This is a genomic window from Candidatus Thiothrix putei (assembly GCA_029972225.1).
Taxonomy (GTDB): domain Bacteria; phylum Pseudomonadota; class Gammaproteobacteria; order Thiotrichales; family Thiotrichaceae; genus Thiothrix; species Thiothrix putei.
Window position 1 is genome coordinate 3,363,966 of record CP124756.1, and the last position, 18,736, is coordinate 3,382,701.

General features: G+C 51.9%; 14 protein-coding genes, 2 tRNA genes and 2 rRNA genes. 1 reads left to right on the plus strand and 17 read right to left on the minus strand.

What is annotated here, in order from left to right; translation table 11 throughout:
- Positions 1 to 104: 104 nt before the first annotated feature.
- The 5 genes from QJT81_17175 to tyrS all read right to left on the minus strand — a co-directional run bounded on the left by QJT81_17175 (position 105) and on the right by tyrS (position 6,509).
- Positions 105 to 2,935 (minus strand): 23S ribosomal RNA (locus QJT81_17175).
- Positions 2,936 to 3,211: 276 nt separating this feature from the next.
- Positions 3,212 to 3,287, minus strand: a tRNA-Ala gene (locus QJT81_17180).
- Positions 3,288 to 3,309: 22 nt separating this feature from the next.
- Positions 3,310 to 3,386: transfer RNA gene (locus QJT81_17185), tRNA-Ile, on the minus strand.
- Between the two features lie 87 nt (positions 3,387 to 3,473).
- Positions 3,474 to 4,962 (minus strand): 16S ribosomal RNA (locus QJT81_17190).
- Together the 16S and 23S rRNA genes with 2 tRNA genes alongside form the textbook arrangement of a ribosomal RNA operon.
- A 347-nt stretch (positions 4,963 to 5,309) precedes the next feature.
- Positions 5,310 to 6,509, minus strand: a complete 1,200-nt coding sequence (gene tyrS, locus QJT81_17195) for a tyrosine--tRNA ligase (protein ID WGZ93514.1) — start codon at positions 6,507 to 6,509, stop codon at positions 5,310 to 5,312.
- 584 nt (positions 6,510 to 7,093) lie between these two features.
- Between tyrS and QJT81_17200 the strand changes: the two genes are divergently transcribed.
- Positions 7,094 to 8,371 carry a peptidoglycan DD-metalloendopeptidase family protein gene (locus QJT81_17200; protein WGZ93515.1) on the plus strand — a complete coding sequence of 426 codons (1,278 nt, stop codon included), beginning with the start codon at positions 7,094 to 7,096 and terminating at the stop codon, positions 8,369 to 8,371.
- 45 nt (positions 8,372 to 8,416) lie between these two features.
- Here QJT81_17200 and iscX read toward each other — a convergent pair whose 3' ends face one another.
- The 12 genes from iscX to hypE are packed head-to-tail and all read right to left on the minus strand — an operon-like array spanning position 8,417 to position 18,716.
- Positions 8,417 to 8,620: a Fe-S cluster assembly protein IscX gene (gene iscX / locus QJT81_17205; protein WGZ93516.1), complete on the minus strand. Its 204-nt coding sequence runs from the start codon at positions 8,618 to 8,620 to the stop codon at positions 8,417 to 8,419.
- 12 nt (positions 8,621 to 8,632) lie between these two features.
- Positions 8,633 to 8,971, minus strand: a complete 339-nt coding sequence (gene fdx / locus QJT81_17210) for an ISC system 2Fe-2S type ferredoxin (protein ID WGZ93517.1) — start codon at positions 8,969 to 8,971, stop codon at positions 8,633 to 8,635.
- Between the two features lie 4 nt (positions 8,972 to 8,975).
- Entirely contained in the window at positions 8,976 to 10,838 is a 1,863-nt protein-coding gene (hscA, locus tag QJT81_17215; protein ID WGZ93518.1) for a Fe-S protein assembly chaperone HscA, read from the minus strand.
- 8 nt (positions 10,839 to 10,846) lie between these two features.
- Positions 10,847 to 11,389, minus strand: a complete 543-nt coding sequence (gene hscB / locus QJT81_17220) for a Fe-S protein assembly co-chaperone HscB (GenBank protein ID WGZ93519.1) — start codon at positions 11,387 to 11,389, stop codon at positions 10,847 to 10,849.
- Entirely contained in the window at positions 11,389 to 11,709 is a 321-nt protein-coding gene (gene iscA, locus QJT81_17225; GenBank protein ID WGZ93520.1) for an iron-sulfur cluster assembly protein IscA, read from the minus strand. Before iscA ends, hscB begins: the two co-directional genes overlap by 1 nt.
- 1 nt (position 11,710) lies before the next feature.
- Positions 11,711 to 12,106, minus strand: coding sequence for a Fe-S cluster assembly scaffold IscU (iscU, locus tag QJT81_17230; GenBank protein ID WGZ93521.1), 396 nt, complete (start codon positions 12,104 to 12,106; stop codon positions 11,711 to 11,713).
- Between the two features lie 21 nt (positions 12,107 to 12,127).
- Complete coding sequence (locus tag QJT81_17235; GenBank protein ID WGZ93522.1) at positions 12,128 to 13,351, minus strand: IscS subfamily cysteine desulfurase; 1,224 nt, start codon at positions 13,349 to 13,351, stop codon at positions 12,128 to 12,130.
- A gap of 21 nt (positions 13,352 to 13,372) precedes the next feature.
- Positions 13,373 to 13,840, minus strand: coding sequence for a Fe-S cluster assembly transcriptional regulator IscR (gene iscR / locus QJT81_17240; GenBank protein ID WGZ93523.1), 468 nt, complete (start codon positions 13,838 to 13,840; stop codon positions 13,373 to 13,375).
- A 54-nt stretch (positions 13,841 to 13,894) separates the two neighbouring features.
- Positions 13,895 to 14,692: a serine O-acetyltransferase gene (cysE, locus tag QJT81_17245; GenBank protein ID WGZ93524.1), complete on the minus strand. Its 798-nt coding sequence runs from the start codon at positions 14,690 to 14,692 to the stop codon at positions 13,895 to 13,897.
- 26 nt (positions 14,693 to 14,718) lie between these two features.
- The gene (gene hypF, locus QJT81_17250) at positions 14,719 to 17,043 is read right to left on the minus strand and encodes a carbamoyltransferase HypF (GenBank protein ID WGZ93525.1); all 2,325 of its coding nucleotides are present in this window, start codon (positions 17,041 to 17,043) and stop codon (positions 14,719 to 14,721) included.
- 3 nt (positions 17,044 to 17,046) lie between these two features.
- Entirely contained in the window at positions 17,047 to 17,673 is a 627-nt protein-coding gene (locus tag QJT81_17255) for a YkgJ family cysteine cluster protein (GenBank protein ID WGZ93526.1), read from the minus strand.
- A gap of 17 nt (positions 17,674 to 17,690) precedes the next feature.
- Complete coding sequence (hypE, locus tag QJT81_17260; protein ID WGZ93527.1) at positions 17,691 to 18,716, minus strand: hydrogenase expression/formation protein HypE; 1,026 nt, start codon at positions 18,714 to 18,716, stop codon at positions 17,691 to 17,693.
- Positions 18,717 to 18,736: the final 20 nt, after the last annotated feature.

Genomic DNA, 18,736 nt, shown 5'->3' on the forward strand with positions numbered 1-18,736 from the left:
AAGGGAATGCCTAGGCTGCCTTCTCGACCTAATCTGGAAAAATATCAGGGATACTTAATAACTGAGGTCTAATTTTATATCTCTCGTAGACCGTTTTGGGTTATAGGATCAAGCCTCACGGGCAATTAGTACTGGTTAGCTACATACATTACTGCACTTCCACACCCAGCCTATCAACGTCGTAGTCTCCAACGGCCCTTTAGGACCCTCAAGGGGTCAGGGAGATCTCATCTTGGGAGGGGCTTCCCGCTTAGATGCTTTCAGCGGTTATCCCGTCCGAACATAGCTACCCTGCAATGCCACTGGCGTGACAACAGGAACACCAGAGGTTCGTCCAACCCGGTCCTCTCGTACTAAGGTCAGCTTCCCTCAAATCTCCAACGCCCACGGCAGATAGGGACCGAACTGTCTCACGACGTTCTGAACCCAGCTCGCGTACCACTTTAAATGGCGAACAGCCATACCCTTGGGACCTGCTTCAGCCCCAGGATGTGATGAGCCGACATCGAGGTGCCAAACTCCCCCGTCGATATGGACTCTTGGGAGGAATCAGCCTGTTATCCCCGGAGTACCTTTTATCCGTTGAGCGATGGCCCTTCCATTCAGAGCCACCGGATCACTAAGACCTACTTTCGTACCTGCTCGACTTGTCTGTCTCGCAGTCAAGCGTGCTTATGCCTTTACACAAACCTCACGATTTCCGACCGTGATTAGCACACCTTCGCGCTCCTCCGTTACTCTTTAGGAGGAGACCGCCCCAGTCAAACTACCCACCATGTATTGTCCCCGGCATTGTGATGCCTGGGTTAGAACTCCGAACATACCAGGGTGGTATTTCAAGGACGACTCCACCAGAACTGGCGTTCCGGTTTCATAGTCTCCCACCTATCCTACACAAGTAGGTTCAAAGTTCAATACAAAGCTATAGTAAAGGTTCACGGGGTCTTTCCGTCTAGCCGCGGGTACACTGCATCTTCACAGCGATTTCAATTTCACTGAGTCTCGGATGGAGACAGTGCCGCCATCGTTACGCCATTCGTGCAGGTCGGAACTTACCCGACAAGGAATTTCGCTACCTTAGGACCGTTATAGTTACGGCCGCCGTTTACCGGGGCTTCGATCAAGAGCTTCGCTTGCGCTAACCCCATCAATTAACCTTCCGGCACCGGGCAGGCGTCACACCCTATACGTCCTCTTTCGAGTTTGCAGAGTGCTGTGTTTTTGATAAACAGTCGCAGCGGCCTGGTCTCTGCGGCCCACTTGCGTGGGCGTACCTTCTCCCGAAGTTACGGTACCATTTTGCCTAGTTCCTTCATCCGAGTTCTCTCAAGCGCCTTGGAATTCTCATCCAGCCCACCTGTGTCGGTTTGGGGTACGGTTAATTTATACCTGAAGCTTAGAGGCTTTTCTTGGAAGCAGGGCATCGAACACTTCAGTACCGTGGTACTTCGTCATTACGCCTCAGTGTTAAGAATTCCCGGATTTGCCTAAGAATTCCACCTAAACGCTTAAACAGCCATCCAATAGGTTGCTGTCCTAGCCTTCTCCGTCCCCCCATCGCAGTATAAATTAGTACAGGAATATTGACCTGTTTCCCATCGACTACGCATTTCTGCCTCGCCTTAGGGGCCGACTAACCCTGCGCCGATTAACGTTGCGCAGGAAACCTTGGGCTTTCGGCGGACGGGTTTTTCACCCGTCTTGTCGTTACTTATGTCAGCATTCGCACTTCTGATACCTCCAGCAAACTTTCCAGTTCACCTTCACAGGCGTACAGAACGCTCCTCTACCACTTGAATAAATTCAAGTCCGCAGCTTCGGTAGGTGGCTTAAGCCCCGTTGAATCTTCCGCGCAGGCCGACTCGACCAGTGAGCTATTACGCTTTCTTTAAAGGATGGCTGCTTCTAAGCCAACCTCCTGGCTGTCTGTGCCTTCCCACATCGTTTCCCACTGAGCCACCATTTGGGGACCTTAGCTGGCGGTCTGGGTTGTTTCCCTTTTGACAACGGACGTTAGCACCCGCTGTCTGTCTCCCGTGCTCGCACTTCCTAGTATTCGGAGTTTGCAATGGGTTGGTAAGGCGGTCAAGCCCCCCTAGCCATAACAGTGCTCTACCCCTAGGAGTGATACACGAGGCGCTACCTAAATAGCTTTCGAGGAGAACCAGCTATCTCCGAGCTTGATTAGCCTTTCACTCCTATCCACAGCTCATCCCCTACCTTTTCAACGGGAGTGGGTTCGGTCCTCCAGTACCTGTTACGGCACCTTCAACCTGGCCATGGATAGATCGCTCGGTTTCGGGTCTACTCCCAGCGACTGAACGCCCTGTTCAGACTCGCTTTCGCTACGCCTCCCCTATCGGTTAAGCTTGCCACTGAAAGTAAGTCGCTGACCCATTATACAAAAGGTACGCAGTCACCCCGTAGGGCTCCCACTGCTTGTACGTACACGGTTTCAGGTTCTATTTCACTCCCTTCACCAGGGTTCTTTTCGCCTTTCCCTCACGGTACTGGTTCACTATCGGTCAGTCAGTAGTATTTAGCCTTGGAGGATGGTCCCCCCATCTTCAGACAGGATTTCACGTGTCCCGCCCTACTTAATATGTCCTCTATAACGTTTCGTGTACGGGGCTATCACCCGGTATCGCTGGCCTTTCCATACCATTCCACTACATTAAAGAGATTCGGCTGGTCCCCGTTCGCTCGCCGCTACTGGGGGAATCTCGGTTGATTTCTTTTCCTACAGGTACTTAGATGTTTCAGTTCCCTGCGTTCGCCTCCCTTGCGGGATACCACAAAAGTGGTGGGTTTCCCCATTCGGAAATCTACGGGTCAATGCCAATTTGCAGGCTAACCGTAGCTTATCGCATGCTATAACGTCCTTCATCGCCTCTGACTGCCAAGGCATCCACCGTGTACGCTTAGTCACTTGATCCTATAACCCGAAACAGTCTACTACCTTTTGTGCGGTAAACTTGGGTTACAGCGTGTCTATAATCTCGTAACGATCAATCTTGAGATATATAATCTTCTCAGTTATACATTTCGCCTTGATATTTTTCCATTTTGTTAAAGAACGACCTAGATACTTAGGTTGAACTGACAAAAGCCAGTGCAAAGCAGCCCAAAGGGCTGCTTTGCGGTGACTTCTGAAGTTACCGTGGTGTTGACATTTATTGCAATGCCTTTCGATTCGGGATGAATCAGAAAGTGGTGGAGCCAGACGGGATCGAACCGACGACCTCCTGCGTGCAAGGCAGGCGCTCTCCCAGCTGAGCTATGGCCCCGATAACCTTTGCGATGCAAGAGTGGTGGGTCTAGGTGGACTCGAACCACCGGCCTCACCCTTATCAGGGGTGCGCTCTAACCAACTGAGCTATAGACCCGTGTTCGGTACTAGAGCACTTGCAATAAATGCGGTCTGCCAGACGACTTGTGTGGGAACTTGTGTTCGTGTGAGCGGCGTTTCTCGTAAAGGAGGTGATCCAGCCGCAGGTTCCCCTACGGCTACCTTGTTACGACTTCACCCCAGTCATCGGCCACACCGTGGCAAGCGCCCTCCTTGCGGTTAGACTACCTGCTTCTGGTGCAACAAACTCCCATGGTGTGACGGGCGGTGTGTACAAGGCCCGGGAACGTATTCACCGCGACATGCTGATTCGCGATTACTAGCGATTCCGACTTCACGGAGTCGAGTTGCAGACTCCGATCCGGACTACGGATGGCTTTCTGGGATTTGCTCCACCTCGCGGTATTGCTTCCCTCTGTACCACCCATTGTAGCACGTGTGTAGCCCTGGTCATAAGGGCCATGATGACTTGACGTCATCCCCACCTTCCTCCGGTTTGTCACCGGCAGTCTCCTTAGAGTTCCCACCATTACGTGCTGGCAACTAGGGATAGGGGTTGCGCTCGTTGCGGGACTTAACCCAACATCTCACGACACGAGCTGACGACAGCCGTGCAGCACCTGTGTCAGTGTTCCCGAAGGCACCAATACATTTCTGCAAAGTTCACTGCATGTCAAGACCAGGTAAGGTTCTTCGCGTTGCATCGAATTAAACCACATGCTCCACCGCTTGTGCGGGCCCCCGTCAATTCCTTTGAGTTTTACTCTTGCGAGCGTACTCCCCAGGCGGTCAACTTAATACGTTAGCTCCACCACCAAACCCTAAAGCGGGCCTGACGGCTAGTTGACATCGTTTACGGCGTGGACTACCAGGGTATCTAATCCTGTTTGCTACCCACGCTTTCGTGCCTCAGCGTCAGTGTTGGTCCAGAGAGTCGCCTTCGCCACTGATGTTCCTTCCGATCTCTATGCATTTCACCGCTACACCGGAAATTCCACTCTCCTCTCCCACACTCTAGTCACCCAGTATCAGATGCAGTTCCCAGGTTGAGCCCGGGGATTTCACATCTGACTTAAGTAACCGCCTACGCACGCTTTACGCCCAGTAATTCCGATTAACGCTTGCACCCTCCGTATTACCGCGGCTGCTGGCACGGAGTTAGCCGGTGCTTCTTCTGTTGGTAACGTCATTATCTTCCCAACTGAAAGTGCTTTACAACCCGCAGGCCTTCTTCACACACGCGGTATTGCTGGATCAGGCTTGCGCCCATTGTCCAATATTCCCGACTGCTGCCTCCCGTAGGAGTCCGGGCCGTGTCTCAGTCCCGATGTGGCTGGCCATCCTCTCAGACCAGCTAAAGATCGTCGCCTTGGTAAGCCTTTACCTTACCAACTAGCTAATCTTACGCGGGCTCATTAAATAGCGGCTTGCGCCTTTCCCCCGTAGGGCGTATGCGGTATTAATCCGGCTTTCGCCGGGCTGTCCCCCACTACTCAGTAGATTCCCACGTGTTACTCACCCGTCCGCCACTGAATCCGAAGATTCCGTTCGACTTGCATGTCTTAAGCATACCGCCAGCGTTCAATCTGAGCCAGGATCAAACTCTTCAGTTCAATCTTCATCTTTTGAAATTGAAGAGCAAATCCATCGAAATTACGTATAAATTACATTAACGTGAACTCAATGGTTGCTTGCTTCTGTGCCTCTCGACACAATCACAAGCCCCCACACAAGTTTTCTGGCTTCTTTTGTTAATCTGCGCACTGCTCTCTAAGCAGCGAGGGGCGAATCTTAAAGGCTTTCGAGGTTCGTGTCAAACACTTTTTCAAAAATCTTTCGGACTCTAAAAGCAAAACACACAACCTAAGTCACTGATTCTGCTTTTGTTTCAGAGCGTTTTTGCCCTGAGTGAGCGGCGCATTATACAGACTGAGTTAAGCCCGTCAACCTGTTTTTTGCCTTAAGCCAAGGTTATTTTGGCGAACTTACGCTTGCCTACTTGGAAGACTGCCGTGATTCCCTTTTCAATCAAAAGATTACGGTCTTCAACCTTGATGCCATCGACTTTCACGCCACCCTGTTGAATCATCCGCAACGCATCCGACGTACTGCCAATCAAGCCTGCCGCTTTCAATAGTGATGCAATTGGCATTCCCGCGCCTTCGGCAACGAGGCTAATTTCGTCCATTTCATCCGGCATCGCACCTTTCTGGAAACGTGCAATGAAGTCTTCACGCGCCCCAACTGCCGCCGCCTGACTGTGGAAACGCGCAATCAGCTCTTCCGCCAACAGGAATTTAAGATCACGCGGATTCGCCCCCTGCTCCACATCCTGCTTGAAACGCTTAAGTTCAGTCAGTGGACGGAAGCTGAGTAATTCAAAGTAACGCCACATCAACTCATCCGAGATCGACATGATCTTGCCAAACATATCGTTAGGCGCATCAGTAATACCAATGTAGTTACCTAACGACTTAGACATTTTATTAACGCCATCCAAGCCTTCGAGCAATGGCATGGTCATGACCACCTGCTGTTCCTGCCCGTATTGACGCTGTAAATCACGCCCCATCAGCAGATTAAACTTCTGATCCGTGCCACCCAACTCCACATCGGCTTTCATCGCCACCGAATCGTAACCCTGTACCAATGGGTAGAGGAATTCATGAATCGCAATGGACTGCCCCGATTTGTAGCGTTTGGTGAAATCATCACGTTCCAACATCCGCGCCACCGTTTGTTTAGCAGCCAATTGAATCAAGCCCGCACTGCCTAACTGATTCATCCACGCCGAGTTAAACATGATCTCGGTTTTGTCGGGGTCAAGAATCTTGAAAATCTGTTCCTGATACGTCAGGGAATTTTGTTGCACCTGTTCAACCGTCAACGGCGGGCGCGTGGTAGATTTTCCGGTTGGATCGCCGATCATCCCCGTAAAATCACCGATTAGAAATAAAATCTGGTGTCCGGCATCCTGAAACTGTCTCATCTTATTAATGAGCACGGTATGCCCCAGATGCAAATCAGGCGCAGTTGGATCGAAACCCGCTTTTATCCTAAGTGGCTTACCTTTTTTAAGTTTCGCCACCAATTCGGCTTCGACCAGCACCTCTTCACAGCCACGTACCAGCTCTTGCATCAGGTCAGCAACATCATCCATTTAACATGCTCCAGAATTGACAATTCTTTAATTTTGATCTACATAGACGAGTAAGTTTATCAGTTTTCTCAGATGCAAGGTCAAGCCAGCATAGAGAGTGTCGGCATTTTTGGCTGATAAGCGTGGTGAGTCAACCTCTATTGAGTTCAGGAATGATTCAGTACATACTCGCTAACCTCTGCTTCACTTGCAGGTTTTTGTATGAAAAACATACAGAAACATACCATTTGATAACAAGTATGGAGTGAAAACCCTTGTCATCGTTTACACGAAAGTCACAACCCAAAAAAAGCTGGGACGAGACTATGAAAGGCTTTGATTTCCCCGGATGTTATATTCCTGCGGATCATAAATCTGGGTCAATAAAGACTCCATCTAAACTGTTGGAAAGCCTTCTAAAACCTGCCCCGGTCAACATTAGGGTAGCGCCACCCAAAAACAGCGCGAAGCCAAAAGTACCAGCCAAACCGCGTACTCTTGCTACACAGTCCCTTTCTACGAAAAAGCCGCTGCGCTACCTTGCGACTCGCTCATTATTACTTGCCTGTGGCCTTGCTACACTGGGCAATGTACCTGTTTACTCAATGATCAGCAGCACGGAAGACGGCAAAATCATTCACCTGACAGAGCCATTGCTGGATAGCACATCCCCTGCGCAAATCGTTAAGGATCTGAATTTACCAGCCGTTGCGGTTGAATCTTTCTCAGGATACGCCGTCGATATTTTGCCCGATGCCACGCAAGGTAACTGGTCGGCACACACAGTAGAAACGGATGACACCCTAGAATCCATTCTAGGCAGACTCGAACTCACCAAAACATCACAAAAACTGCTGGAAAATACCACCATCAAACAAGCACTCGGCAATCTGAAAGCGGATACCCGCCTCTTCACCCAAGTGGTTGATGACAGCTTACAACAGCTCATTTATGCCAAAAACAACGCTGAAGTTTACATCGTTTCCGTGACGGATGACGGCTACGTCGGCAAATGGGAAAGCAATGCATTGGAAACCCGCAATGCCAAAATCGCTTTCACGGTCAAACATTCCATACAAAAAGATGGCAAAGCCGCAGGCTTGAGCAAGTCGGTCATTCGTCAACTCAGTCAAGTCTTCCAGAAAGATGTCGATTTCAAGAAAGGCATCAAAGCAGGTGATAAAATTGGCGTTATTTTTGAAGATTTCCGTTACCAAGGCGAAAGTATCTACACCGACAAAGTACTGGCAGCCGAATACGCCACCGCGAAAAAATCCTATCAGCGAGTACGTTTCACGTTGGGTGAAGGCAGAACCGACTACTTCCGCCCCGATGGTGACACTGAACTGAAACGTGCCGCCTTTGACCGCAAGCCACTTGCCGACGGACGCTTGAGTTCTGGTTTTGGAATGCGTCGCCACCCTGTTTTTGGCTTACGTAAAAACCATGCCGGTACGGATTTTGCCGCGCCCCGTGGCACACCGATTTATGCCACCGCCGACGGTAGCGTCAAATCCATTGGTCGACAAGGTGGCTACGGCAATGTCATTGAATTAAGCCATATTAATGGCATCACGACTCTGTACGGACACATGTCAGCTTTCAAAGAAGACTTAAAATCAGGGCAAAGCGTTAAACGCGGTGAGGTGATTGGGTATGTTGGCTCAACGGGAACATCCACTGGCAACCATGTGCATTACGAATTCCGGGTCAATGGTGAACCGCAAAACCCAATGGCAGTAGAACTCCCACAAGTCGGCATTATGACTGCGGAAGAAATGCAAGCGTTCAAAAGTGTGGCAACTGCAATGGTGCGTGATCTTGCAGACTTGCGCAAACTGGCTTCAGCCGATCAAACAAGTCGCACACAAAACGGCAGTTGAATTCCAACAGATGGCTTGTTGTGAGCAGCAACAAGCCAGATTCACCTACTCCGCTTCTTCAATCCACGCCATTTGAATCGCCTCTAGGATCTTCTCATTGGATTTTTCTGGGTTATCGTTAAACCCATCCAATGCCTGCACCCACGCATGTAAATCCGTAAAGCGAATATAACGCGGATCAACATCAGGGTGCGCGTCGTTCAACTGGATAGCAATTTCCAAGGTATCCGTCCATTTAAGTTCGTCCACTTCCTACTCCCCTTAATGATTTTCAGACACCATATTGATGGTATATTTGGGAATTTCGATCACCAAATCTTCAGCCGCGACTTTCGCTTGGCAACTCAAGCGTGAATCCGGGTCTACACCCCACGCCTTATCCAAATAATCTTCTTCCAGATCAGTCGCATCTGCCAGTGAATCGAAACCCTCACGGATATAGACGTGGCAAGTCGTGCAGGCACACGATTTCTCACAAGCGTGTTCGATGGCAATACCATGCGCCAACGCCGCATCACAAATGGTCGTCCCTGTTTCGACATCCAACACCGCACCTTCTGGGCAAATGTCTTCGTGCGGTAAAAAAATCAGTTTTGGCATGGTGTTATCCTTTGAATTCGTCAACCCGGTGGCCGGTCATCGCGGCGCGAATACTGGCATTCATACGGCGCTCTACATAAGCTTCGGCGGCTTTTTCCAACGCCTTGATTCCCGCTTCAATCGCTTGGTAATCATTGCTGGGGCGCAGTTCGGCTAATTTTGCACGGAAACCGAGAATATGCTCACGCTCGGCAGCACTCAGCAATGCCTCGCCATCGGTTTGTAAGGCAGCATCCAGCGCTTCGATGGCGCGGTCTGCTTCCACTTGCTGTTCACGCAACCGCCGCGCTTCCATATCATCGCGGGCATACGTCATGGAATCACGCAACATGGTTTCGATTTCAGCATCGCTCAAACCGTAGGACGGCTTCACCTCGACACCCGATGTAATCCCCGTGGTTTGCTCTTGCGCGGTCACATTCAGCAAACCGTCCGCATCGACTTGGAAAGTCACGCGGATACGTGCTGCCCCCGCCACCATCGGCGGAATACCGCGCAATGAAAAACGTGCCAACGAGCGGCAAGCTTCCACCGTATCCCGTTCGCCTTGCAGCACGTGGATAGACATCGCCGTTTGCCCATCCTTAAACGTGGTGAACTCCTGAGCGCGAGCCACAGGAATGGTGGTATTACGTGGAATCACTTTTTCCACCAAACCGCCCATGGTCTCCAACCCCAGTGACAATGGAATCACGTCCAGCAACAGCATATCGGAATCGGGCTTATTGCCCGCCAATATATCGGCTTGAATCGCCGCCCCAAGTGCCACCACCCGATCAGGGTCGATATTCACCAGCGGCGGCTTACCGAAAAATTCGCTGACCTGTTCGCGCACTGCTAATACACGGGTCGAACCACCGACCATGACGACATCCTTCACCTCATCCTTGCTCAGATTCGCATCACGCAAAGTACGGCGGCACGCCATCAAGGTCTTTTTAATCAAGGGCGCAATCAAGTCATTCATCTGGCTGCGCGTGAATTCGCCCTGCCACTCGCCTAACGTTACCGCAGTGGTTTCTGCCGTCGTCAGCGCTTCTTTGGCATCACGCGCTACCACCAACGCACCACGCAACACCGTTTGCTCGGCACTGCCTTGCAAACCAGAGGCTTGCAACAACCATTCCGCAATCACATGATCGAAATCATCGCCACCGAGTGCCGAATCACCACCCGTTGCCAATACTTCAAATACGCCTTTATGCAAACGCAAAATCGAAATATCAAACGTGCCGCCGCCCAAATCGTAGACCGCGATCACGCCTTCCGCATCTTGGTCCAAACCATAAGCGACCGCGGCAGCGGTTGGCTCATTCAACAAGCGATAAACATTCAAGCCCGCCAACGTCGCGGCATCACGGGTGGCTTGACGTTGCGCATCATCAAAATACGCCGGAACGGTAATCACCACGCCGGTCAAATCGCCACCCAAGGTTTCTTCCGCACGTTGCTTGAGGACGCGCAAAATATCTGCCGACACTTCCACCGCCGAAACATCGCCACCCACGGTATGAATGCGTGGCACGGTCGAGTCACCATGCACAAAATGGTACGGCAAATGCCCACCAAGCTGTTTCACATCATCGACTCCGCGCCCCATCAGGCGTTTAGCAGAAGCAATGGTATTGTAGGGGTCTTGGCTAATCGCGGCCTTGGCATCGTACCCCACCAGCGGCGCAATATCGGCTTGATAACGCACCACGGAAGGCAATAAATGCCGACCCTCTGCGTCCGCTAAGGTATCGGCTTGACCGCTGCGCACGGTAGCGACTAATGAATTGGTTGTCCCAAGGTCAATGCCCACCGCCAGTCGATGCTGATGCGCAGTCGTGGACATGCCGGGTTCGGAAATTTGCAGTAATGCCATGATTAATCCTAGAAGCTTTCTTCAAGACGTTCTTCACGCTGGCGAATGTCTTCCAGCAGACGCTCGAAAAAGCGCATTTTGAGCATAGCATCTTTGGCGGCAGGCAGGTGTTGCTGCGCCCATGCTGCGGTGAAATCGCCTTCCAAATCGCGCATGGCTTGGCGCACTTGTGAGGCTAAGGCATCCAACACTTCAAACGGCTCTTCTGCCGTTTCAGCCTCTTCAATTGCCTCGCGCAACTCCATCTGCTCCACGAGAAATTCAGGGTCGGAAGATGTATCGCGCTCATCGTTAATGACCACGCCAGCCAGCACCAGCAAATAACGCGCCCGCAGACGCGGTTGCCGCAATGTGTCATGTGCTTCATTCAGCAATGAGGTAATCTGCATTGCCAAGCGCCGCTCCTGATCGCTGCCACTGGCAAACCGATCAGGATGGTATTGGGATTGCAATTCGCGAAAACGCTGACTTAACACCGCGCCATCGACCTCGAATTGCGGCGGCAAACCGAACAGGGCGAAATAATCCTGTTGCAGCGCTGACATTGCCATTAGACCGTGAAGCTCTCACCGCACCCACAACGCGCTTTTTCGTTAGGGTTGGTGAATTTAAAGCCTTCGTTCAAGCCTTCGCGGGCATAATCGACCTCAGTGCCATCCAAATACACCAACGCTTTGGGATCGACGATGACTTTTACACCCAGACTTTCAAACACTGTGTCTTCTGCTTGCAGATCATCCACGAACTCCATGACGTAAGCCATGCCAGAGCAACCGTTAGTTTTCACACCCAAGCGCAAACCCAAGCCTTTGCCACGGTTGGCAATGAACTTGTTAACGCGGGCAGCAGCGGATTCAGTCAAGGTAATCATCTTATGCACCTGCTTGTTCTTGCTGTTTCTTTTGATAATCTTCAATCGCGGTGCGAATCGCATCCTCTGCCAATACCGAGCAGTGAATTTTCACCGGGGGCAAATCCAGTTCAGCCGCAATATCCGTGTTCTTAATTTGCTTAGCCTCTTCCAGCGTCTTGCCTTTGACCCACTCGGTCAGCAAGCTGGAAGACGCAATTGCTGAACCGCAACCGTAGGTTTTGAACTTAGCATCTTCAATAATGCCTTGATCGTTTACCTTGATTTGCAGCTTCATGACGTCGCCGCACGCCGGAGCACCGACCATGCCCGTACCGATATTCACATCTGCCTTGTTGAAACTGCCCACGTTGCGGGGATTTTCGTAATGGTCAATGACCTTTTCACCGTATGCCATGATCTATACCTCGTAGAAACTTTAATGCGAAACCCATTCGACCTTACTAATGTCGATGCCTTCTTGGAACATTTCCCACAATGGAGAAAGTTCACGCAGTTTTTCGACCGCTGTGCGAATACGTCCGATGGCGTAATCCACGTCTTCGACGGTGCTGAATCGCCCCATCGACAAGCGTAGGGAACTGTGAGCCAATTCATCACTACGCCCCAAAGCACGCAACACATAACTGGGTTCGAGACTGGCACTGGTACACGCTGAACCTGAAGACATCGCCAAATCTTTCAACGACATCATCAGACTTTCGCCTTCAACGTAGTTGAAACTGATGTTCAGAATCCCCGCAACGCGGCGTTCCAAATCACCGTTCACGTACACCTCTTCAATATCTTTTAGACCATCGTACAAGCGATTGCGTAACATTAGTATACGGTCTTTCTCGGTATCCATCTCCAGCTTGGCAATGCGAAATGCTTCCCCCATGCCCACAATTTGGTGCGTAGGCAAGGTACCGGAACGCATTCCGCGTTCATGGCCGCCGCCATGCATTTGCGCTTCAATACGCACACGCGGCTTGCGACGTACATACAACGCACCAATGCCTTTAGGCCCGTAAATTTTGTGAGCGGAAAAGCTCATCATATCCACTTTCAAAGCTTCCATGTCAATCGGCACTTTACCGGCACTTTGCGCCGCATCCACGTGGAAAACCGTTTTGTTCGCACGGCACATTTCACCAATCGCGGCGATGTCCTGAATCACACCGGTTTCATTATTCACCTGCATAATGGAAACCACGGTGGTGTCTTCACGCATGGCGGCTTTGAGCTTCTCCAGATCAATTAAACCGTTGGGTTCTGGATCAAGGTAGGTGACTTCAAAACCTTCACGTTCCAATTGGCGGCAGGTATCCAACACCGCTTTATGTTCGGTTTTGCAGGTAATAATGTGTTTGCCGCGACGTTCATTAAAGTGTGCCGCACCTTTGATCGCGAGATTATTGGATTCGGTTGCACCGCTCGTCCAGACGATTTCTTTGGCATCCGCATTGATCAGTGCGGCTACATCATGACGTGCCTGTTCCACCGCCTCTTCTGCTGCCCAACCAAACGCATGGCTTTTGGATGCAGGGTTGCCGAACATGCCAGCAGGGGTCAGGTATTGCATCATTCTTTCGGCAACACGCGGGTCAACGGGAGTCGTTGCGGCGTAATCGAAGTAAATGGGCATTTTCATTTCACTCATGGGGCTTGTCCTGCACTAGCATTAATGGGAATGTGAATGGATAAAATCAATGCGCTTATTATGCTGACGCGCGGCGGTTTCTTGGACTTCCATTTTGGCGGTCATGTCAGCAAGGGTGATTTCTGACAGGAAGACGCGAATTTGGTTACTCAAGTCCATCCACAAATCGTGGGTCAGGCAACGTTTATTGTCTTGGCAATCGCCTAAGCCGCCACAGCGGGTAGCATCCACGTTTTCATCGACGGCGCTGATAATGTCAGCAATCACAATGTCGGCAGCAGCGCCGTTCAGTTGGTAGCCACCACCTGGACCACGCATACTGACCACCAGCCCGGCTTTGCGCAATTTGGCAAACAGTTGTTCCAAATAGGAAAGTGATATATCCTGCCGTTCAGAAATCTCCGCCAGCGATACTGGCTGCTCCCCATTGTGCAAGGCCAAATCCAGCATGGCTGTCACTGCATAGCGACCCTTAGTAGTCAGTTTCATATTGATGCTCTCCATTCAAGCTGAATGCATCCTATCAATACCTGACAAAACTAGTCAAGTATTAAGGTTTTCCGTATCTCTTTTGGCAGAGTCGTCACTACTACCCTCCATACCACCAAAACCTTCCGTTTTTAACATGGGCAATGGCACCATTTCCAAGTGCCCGCCAAGACGATGCACTTCTTCACAGAGTTTATCCATACGCTCATCCATAAGGTGAATGTGGTCAAGCATTCGGTTAACGGCATTGGCTACGGGGTCAGGCATATCTTGGGTTGCGCCATAAGCGTCGAATCCCATTTTCTGCGCAATTTCCTCACGGCGTTTTTCTTGGTGTTTGCGTGGGGTGACGACACGCCCCGGAATGCCCGTCACGGTGGCACCTTCCGGCACACTTTTCACCACGACGGCATTGGAACCGACCCGCGCACCGTTAGCTAAGGTAATCGGGCCGAGAATTTTTGCACCCGCACCAATGACCACATCATTGCCCAACGTCGGGTGGCGTTTACCTTTTTGCCAACTTGTGCCGCCCAAGGTGACGCCGTGGTAAAGGGTGCAATCGTCACCAATTTCCGCCGTTTCGCCGATCACTACGCCCATGCCGTGATCGATAAAAAAGCGCCGCCCGATGGTTGCGCCGGGGTGAATTTCCACGCCGGTAAACAAACGTGCCACATTCGACAATACCCGCGCCAGCCATTTGAAGCCACGTTGCCATAACCAATGGCTGACGTGGTGAATGAAAACTGCGTGCAAACCGGGGTAAGTGGTGACGATTTCAAATACATTGCGGGCAGCCGGGTCACGGTCAAAGATGCAGTAAATGTCTTCACGGATTCGCGCAAACATGCAATTCCTCAGGCAGCAATGGGGGTTCAGGGGGCATAGTATGCCTGCTTCTGACGCATTGCGCCAATCACAGCCTGACCTAAGGCAATGCCACCATCATTGGTGGGTACGTGTTGGTGGGTGAGTACCTGTTGCCCAAGCCCTTGCAGGCGTTGGCTGATACCGTTAAACAGAATGGCATTTTGGAACACACCACCCGACAACGCGATGGCTTTAATTTCCGGGTATTCCACCCACAAACGTTGTGCCAACTCGCTAATAACGTGAATCAACCCTTGGTGGAATTGTGCAGCAATCGCCTCGCGGCAATAGCCCGTTTGCAGGTCTTTGAGCAATTCAAACCACAGCGGTGCGGGGTCAATTTCCCAACAACCCGCCACATTCTTTTCCAGACCAAAGGGATAAGCAGGTACGATATTCAGCAAACACGCGGGCGTAAGCGCTTCGAGTTCAAGCGCCGCTTGCCCTTCGTAGCTAATGCCGTCGCGGCTGCAATTCAATGCTGCTGCCACCGCATCACACAACCGCCCACAAGAACTGCTCAACGGGGAATTCAGCCCCCGCGTTAACATGGTTTCCAGCGTTGCCAACGGTTGTTGTTGCAAGTATTGAATCAGCTCCAGATCGGCAAAACAGGTGCTGACTTCTGACCAACCGAGTGCTTGCAAATGCGCCCAGGTATTGCGCCAGGGTTGCAAAATGGCTTGCGTACCACCGGGCATGGCGATGGGTTTGAAATGCCCTACCCGCTTATAACCGCTGTAATCTGCTAACAAGAATTCGCCGCCCCAGAGTGTGCCATCATCACCGTAGCCTAAGCCATCCAGCACGATACCTAGCACTTTGCCACCCTCCACAGGCCAGCCGTTTTCTGCCATGCAAGCGGCAATGTGGGCGTGGTGATGTTGCACTTCGAGCAGCGGCAAGCCTTGTTCCCGCGCCCATTGTTGCCCCAGTTGAGTGGAGCGGTAGCTGGAGTGTTTATCGACCACAATCGCTTGCGGTTGATGCTGGAACAGGTCACGGTAAAGCTGCAAAGTGTGGGTGTATTCGCGCCAAGTACGGGCATCTTCGAGGTCGCCTAAGTGTTGCGAGAGAATGGCTTGCCCGTCGCGTAACAATGCGAATGTGTTTTTAAGTTCGCCCCCCATTGCCAACAGTGGCGGAGCATCCGCAAAGCCTGACGGCAAGCGGATAGGTTCGGGTGCATAGCCACGCGCACGGCGCAATAAGCGCGGTTTGCCTGCAAGGATACGGGTGACAGAATCATCGACACGGTTCACGATCGGTCGATTGTGTAACAGCAGGTAGTCGGCGATGCCTTGCATTCGCTGGCGGGTTTCATCCAACGTGATGCATTGCGGTTCTTCGCTGAGGTTGGCGCTGGTCATGATCAGCGGCGTATTCCAAGTGTCGAGTAGCAGGGCGTGGAGGGGGGTGTAGGGGAGCATGAAACCGATGGTAGGTATTTCTCCTCCCACCCTGCGTTCTAGCAGCACAATCGGCGCATGTTTGCTGTGCAATAACGCCGCTTCTGCCTCGCTCATATAGCAATATTGGCGAATAACCTCTATATCCCGTGCCATCAACGCCAACGGTTTCTGATAACGGCGTTTACGACGGCGAAGCTCAGCAACACTGGATTCATTCATTGCATCGCAAACAAGGTGCACGCCCCCCAAGCCCATTAGCGCGATAATGCAACCTTCACGTAGCAAGCGGCTGGCTGTGTCGATGCAATCACGTTCCGCTCTGGTTAGTTCAATCCCCTGCCCCGCCATGTCTTCCAACCACACCTTGGGGCCACACGTCGGGCAAGCATTCGGTTGCGCGTGAAAACGGCGGTCGGCGGGGTCGGTGTATTCGCGCAAGCAGTCGGGACATTGCGTAAACGCTGCCATACTGGTATTCGCACGATCATACGGAATGGTGCGCACAATGCTCAAACGTGGCCCACAATGCGTGCAATTGGTAAATGGGTAACGGTAACGGCGATTGCTGGCATCAAAAATATCCGCACAGCAAGCGGCACACATTGCCGCATCTGCCACAATACCCGTGTGAACGTCACCGGATTCACTGGCAATAATACGGAAATCGTGGTGTGGACAATCGGCATCCAATACCGTGATGTGAATGCCATCAAGCCGTGCCAACGGTGGAATATCAGTACGTAATTGCTGTTGGAAATCAGCCAGTGCCGATTCACTGCCCCATGCCTCGATCAACACGCCGCTGCTGTCATTGCGCACTGTTCCGGCGATACCACCCGCCTGCGCCAAGCGCCAAACATTCGGGCGAAAACCGACACCTTGGACTAAGCCAGCAATGCGAATACGGCACGCACTCATCCCTTATGACTCAAGCCGTGCGGCTAAATGCGCCCAGTCTATTTCCTGTAAAACTCGCGCCTGTTGTTGCACGTAACCATGCTGCATCGCTGCCTGCTTTTGCTCCGGCGTTACCATCCCATGAAACGGCAACATTGCCTCGTAAGCCGCATCCTGATGGAACTTGAGCGGGGTCAACACATCCTCACGACGAGTGTAAAAAGCATCCTCACCTTCCGCACACGTTTTGCCAAACACATTGAAATGGCGGCACGCCAGCGGACGCATCGGGTGCACGCTACACGCCCCCTCCAGCAAAAACGGGCAAGGCTGCCCTGCCACATGATTCGCCAGTTGCGGTTTCAAGCGGGTGCGTGTCTCAGCGGGCATGATCTTGGTGACATACCAATACAGCCCCAGCAATTCCAGCGGAAAAATCGGAATGGTGGTGTGACTCTTACAGCAATTAGAACAACCTTTGGCACAGGCAAGTTTACGCCCGTTGCGTTCTTCTTGCTGAATACCTTTGGCAACACCGACATCCGCGCGGTAATAGGCGTCGAAGGCGTAACCCAGCCATTTATTTGCCGCCTCGTCAGCAGGAAACTTGAGGCGTTGGGGTTTGCCGTAAGCGGCTTTTTTGGTTTTCATCCAGACTCCGATGGGGTTCAGCAAATGCGCGGTAACTGCTCTCCCGGCAGCATATCAACAATCCGTTCCCCACCGAAAGCGGTTTGCAAGATCACATGCCCCTCGCCCTCCACCACCGCACCAATAATGCAGGCGTGATAACCTGCGGGAATGCGCTGCATCGCCGCCAACACCGTTTGCGCCGCCTCTGCCGGAACAACGGCGACCAGCTTGCCTTCATTCGCCAAATACAGCGGGTCTAAACCCAGAATTTCGCACATGCCACGCACCGGAGTACGAATCGGCAAAGTATCTTCCTTCAGCACCATATCCACGCCGGAACGTTCCGCAAATTCATTCAGCACTGTCGCCAGCCCGCCACGGGTCGCATCGCGTAAACAATGAATGTCGGAACAAGCCGCAAACATCGCTTCCACCAGCGCATTCAACGGAGCGCAATCGGATTCAATATCCGCCTCCAACGCCAAATCGCCCCGCGCATTCAGGATTGCCGCGCCATGATCGCCTAACCAGCCGTTGATGATGACCACATCGCCCACTTGCGCACCGCCAGCGGACGGGTTGAAACCAGCCGGAATCACGCCCACCCCAGCCGTATTGATAAACAACTTATCCGCCCCGCCGCGTTGCACGACTTTGGTATCACCCGTGACGATTTGCACGCCTGCTTCATCCGCCGCCAAGCGCATGGATTGCAATATGCGGGCGAAGGTTTCCAACGACAAACCTTCTTCAATAATGAAACCGCAACTCAAGTACAGCGGTTTCGCACCCCCGACTGCCAAATCGTTGACCGTGCCATTGATGGCGAGTGTGCCGATATTGCCACCAGGAAATTCCAGCGGCGTAACCACGTAAGAATCCGTGGTGAATGCCAACCTATCACCTTGCGCACCTAATCCCGCCAACGGAATACGCGCCTGATCTTCGCCCTCTTCCAACAGCGGATTGCTGAAGGTGCTACGGATAAGCTCATCCACCAATTGATGCATCACCCGCCCGCCACTGCCATGCGCCAACGTAATCGAGCCACTAAAATTCATACCGCCCCCTCCCCCAATCC

Excerpts from the sequence above, each read along its gene's own strand:
- hypE (WGZ93527.1), bottom strand. The coding sequence starts at position 18,716 with ATGAATTTTAGTGGCTCGATTACGTTGGCGCATGGCAGTGGCGGGCGG.
- QJT81_17200 (WGZ93515.1), top strand. The coding sequence starts at position 7,094 with ATGATCAGCAGCACGGAAGACGGCAAAATCATTCACCTGACAGAGCCA.
- hscA (WGZ93518.1), bottom strand. The coding sequence starts at position 10,838 with ATGGCATTACTGCAAATTTCCGAACCCGGCATGTCCACGACTGCGCAT.
- hscB (WGZ93519.1), bottom strand. The coding sequence starts at position 11,389 with ATGGCAATGTCAGCGCTGCAACAGGATTATTTCGCCCTGTTCGGTTTG.
- QJT81_17235 (WGZ93522.1), bottom strand. The coding sequence starts at position 13,351 with ATGAGTGAAATGAAAATGCCCATTTACTTCGATTACGCCGCAACGACT.
- cysE (WGZ93524.1), bottom strand. The coding sequence starts at position 14,692 with ATGTTTGCGCGAATCCGTGAAGACATTTACTGCATCTTTGACCGTGAC.
- fdx (WGZ93517.1), bottom strand. The coding sequence starts at position 8,971 with ATGCCAAAACTGATTTTTTTACCGCACGAAGACATTTGCCCAGAAGGT.
- QJT81_17255 (WGZ93526.1), bottom strand. The coding sequence starts at position 17,673 with ATGAAAACCAAAAAAGCCGCTTACGGCAAACCCCAACGCCTCAAGTTT.
- iscU (WGZ93521.1), bottom strand. The coding sequence starts at position 12,106 with ATGGCATACGGTGAAAAGGTCATTGACCATTACGAAAATCCCCGCAAC.
- hypF (WGZ93525.1), bottom strand. The coding sequence starts at position 17,043 with ATGAGTGCGTGCCGTATTCGCATTGCTGGCTTAGTCCAAGGTGTCGGT.
- tyrS (WGZ93514.1), bottom strand. The coding sequence starts at position 6,509 with ATGGATGATGTTGCTGACCTGATGCAAGAGCTGGTACGTGGCTGTGAA.
- iscA (WGZ93520.1), bottom strand. The coding sequence starts at position 11,709 with ATGATTACCTTGACTGAATCCGCTGCTGCCCGCGTTAACAAGTTCATT.
- iscR (WGZ93523.1), bottom strand. The coding sequence starts at position 13,840 with ATGAAACTGACTACTAAGGGTCGCTATGCAGTGACAGCCATGCTGGAT.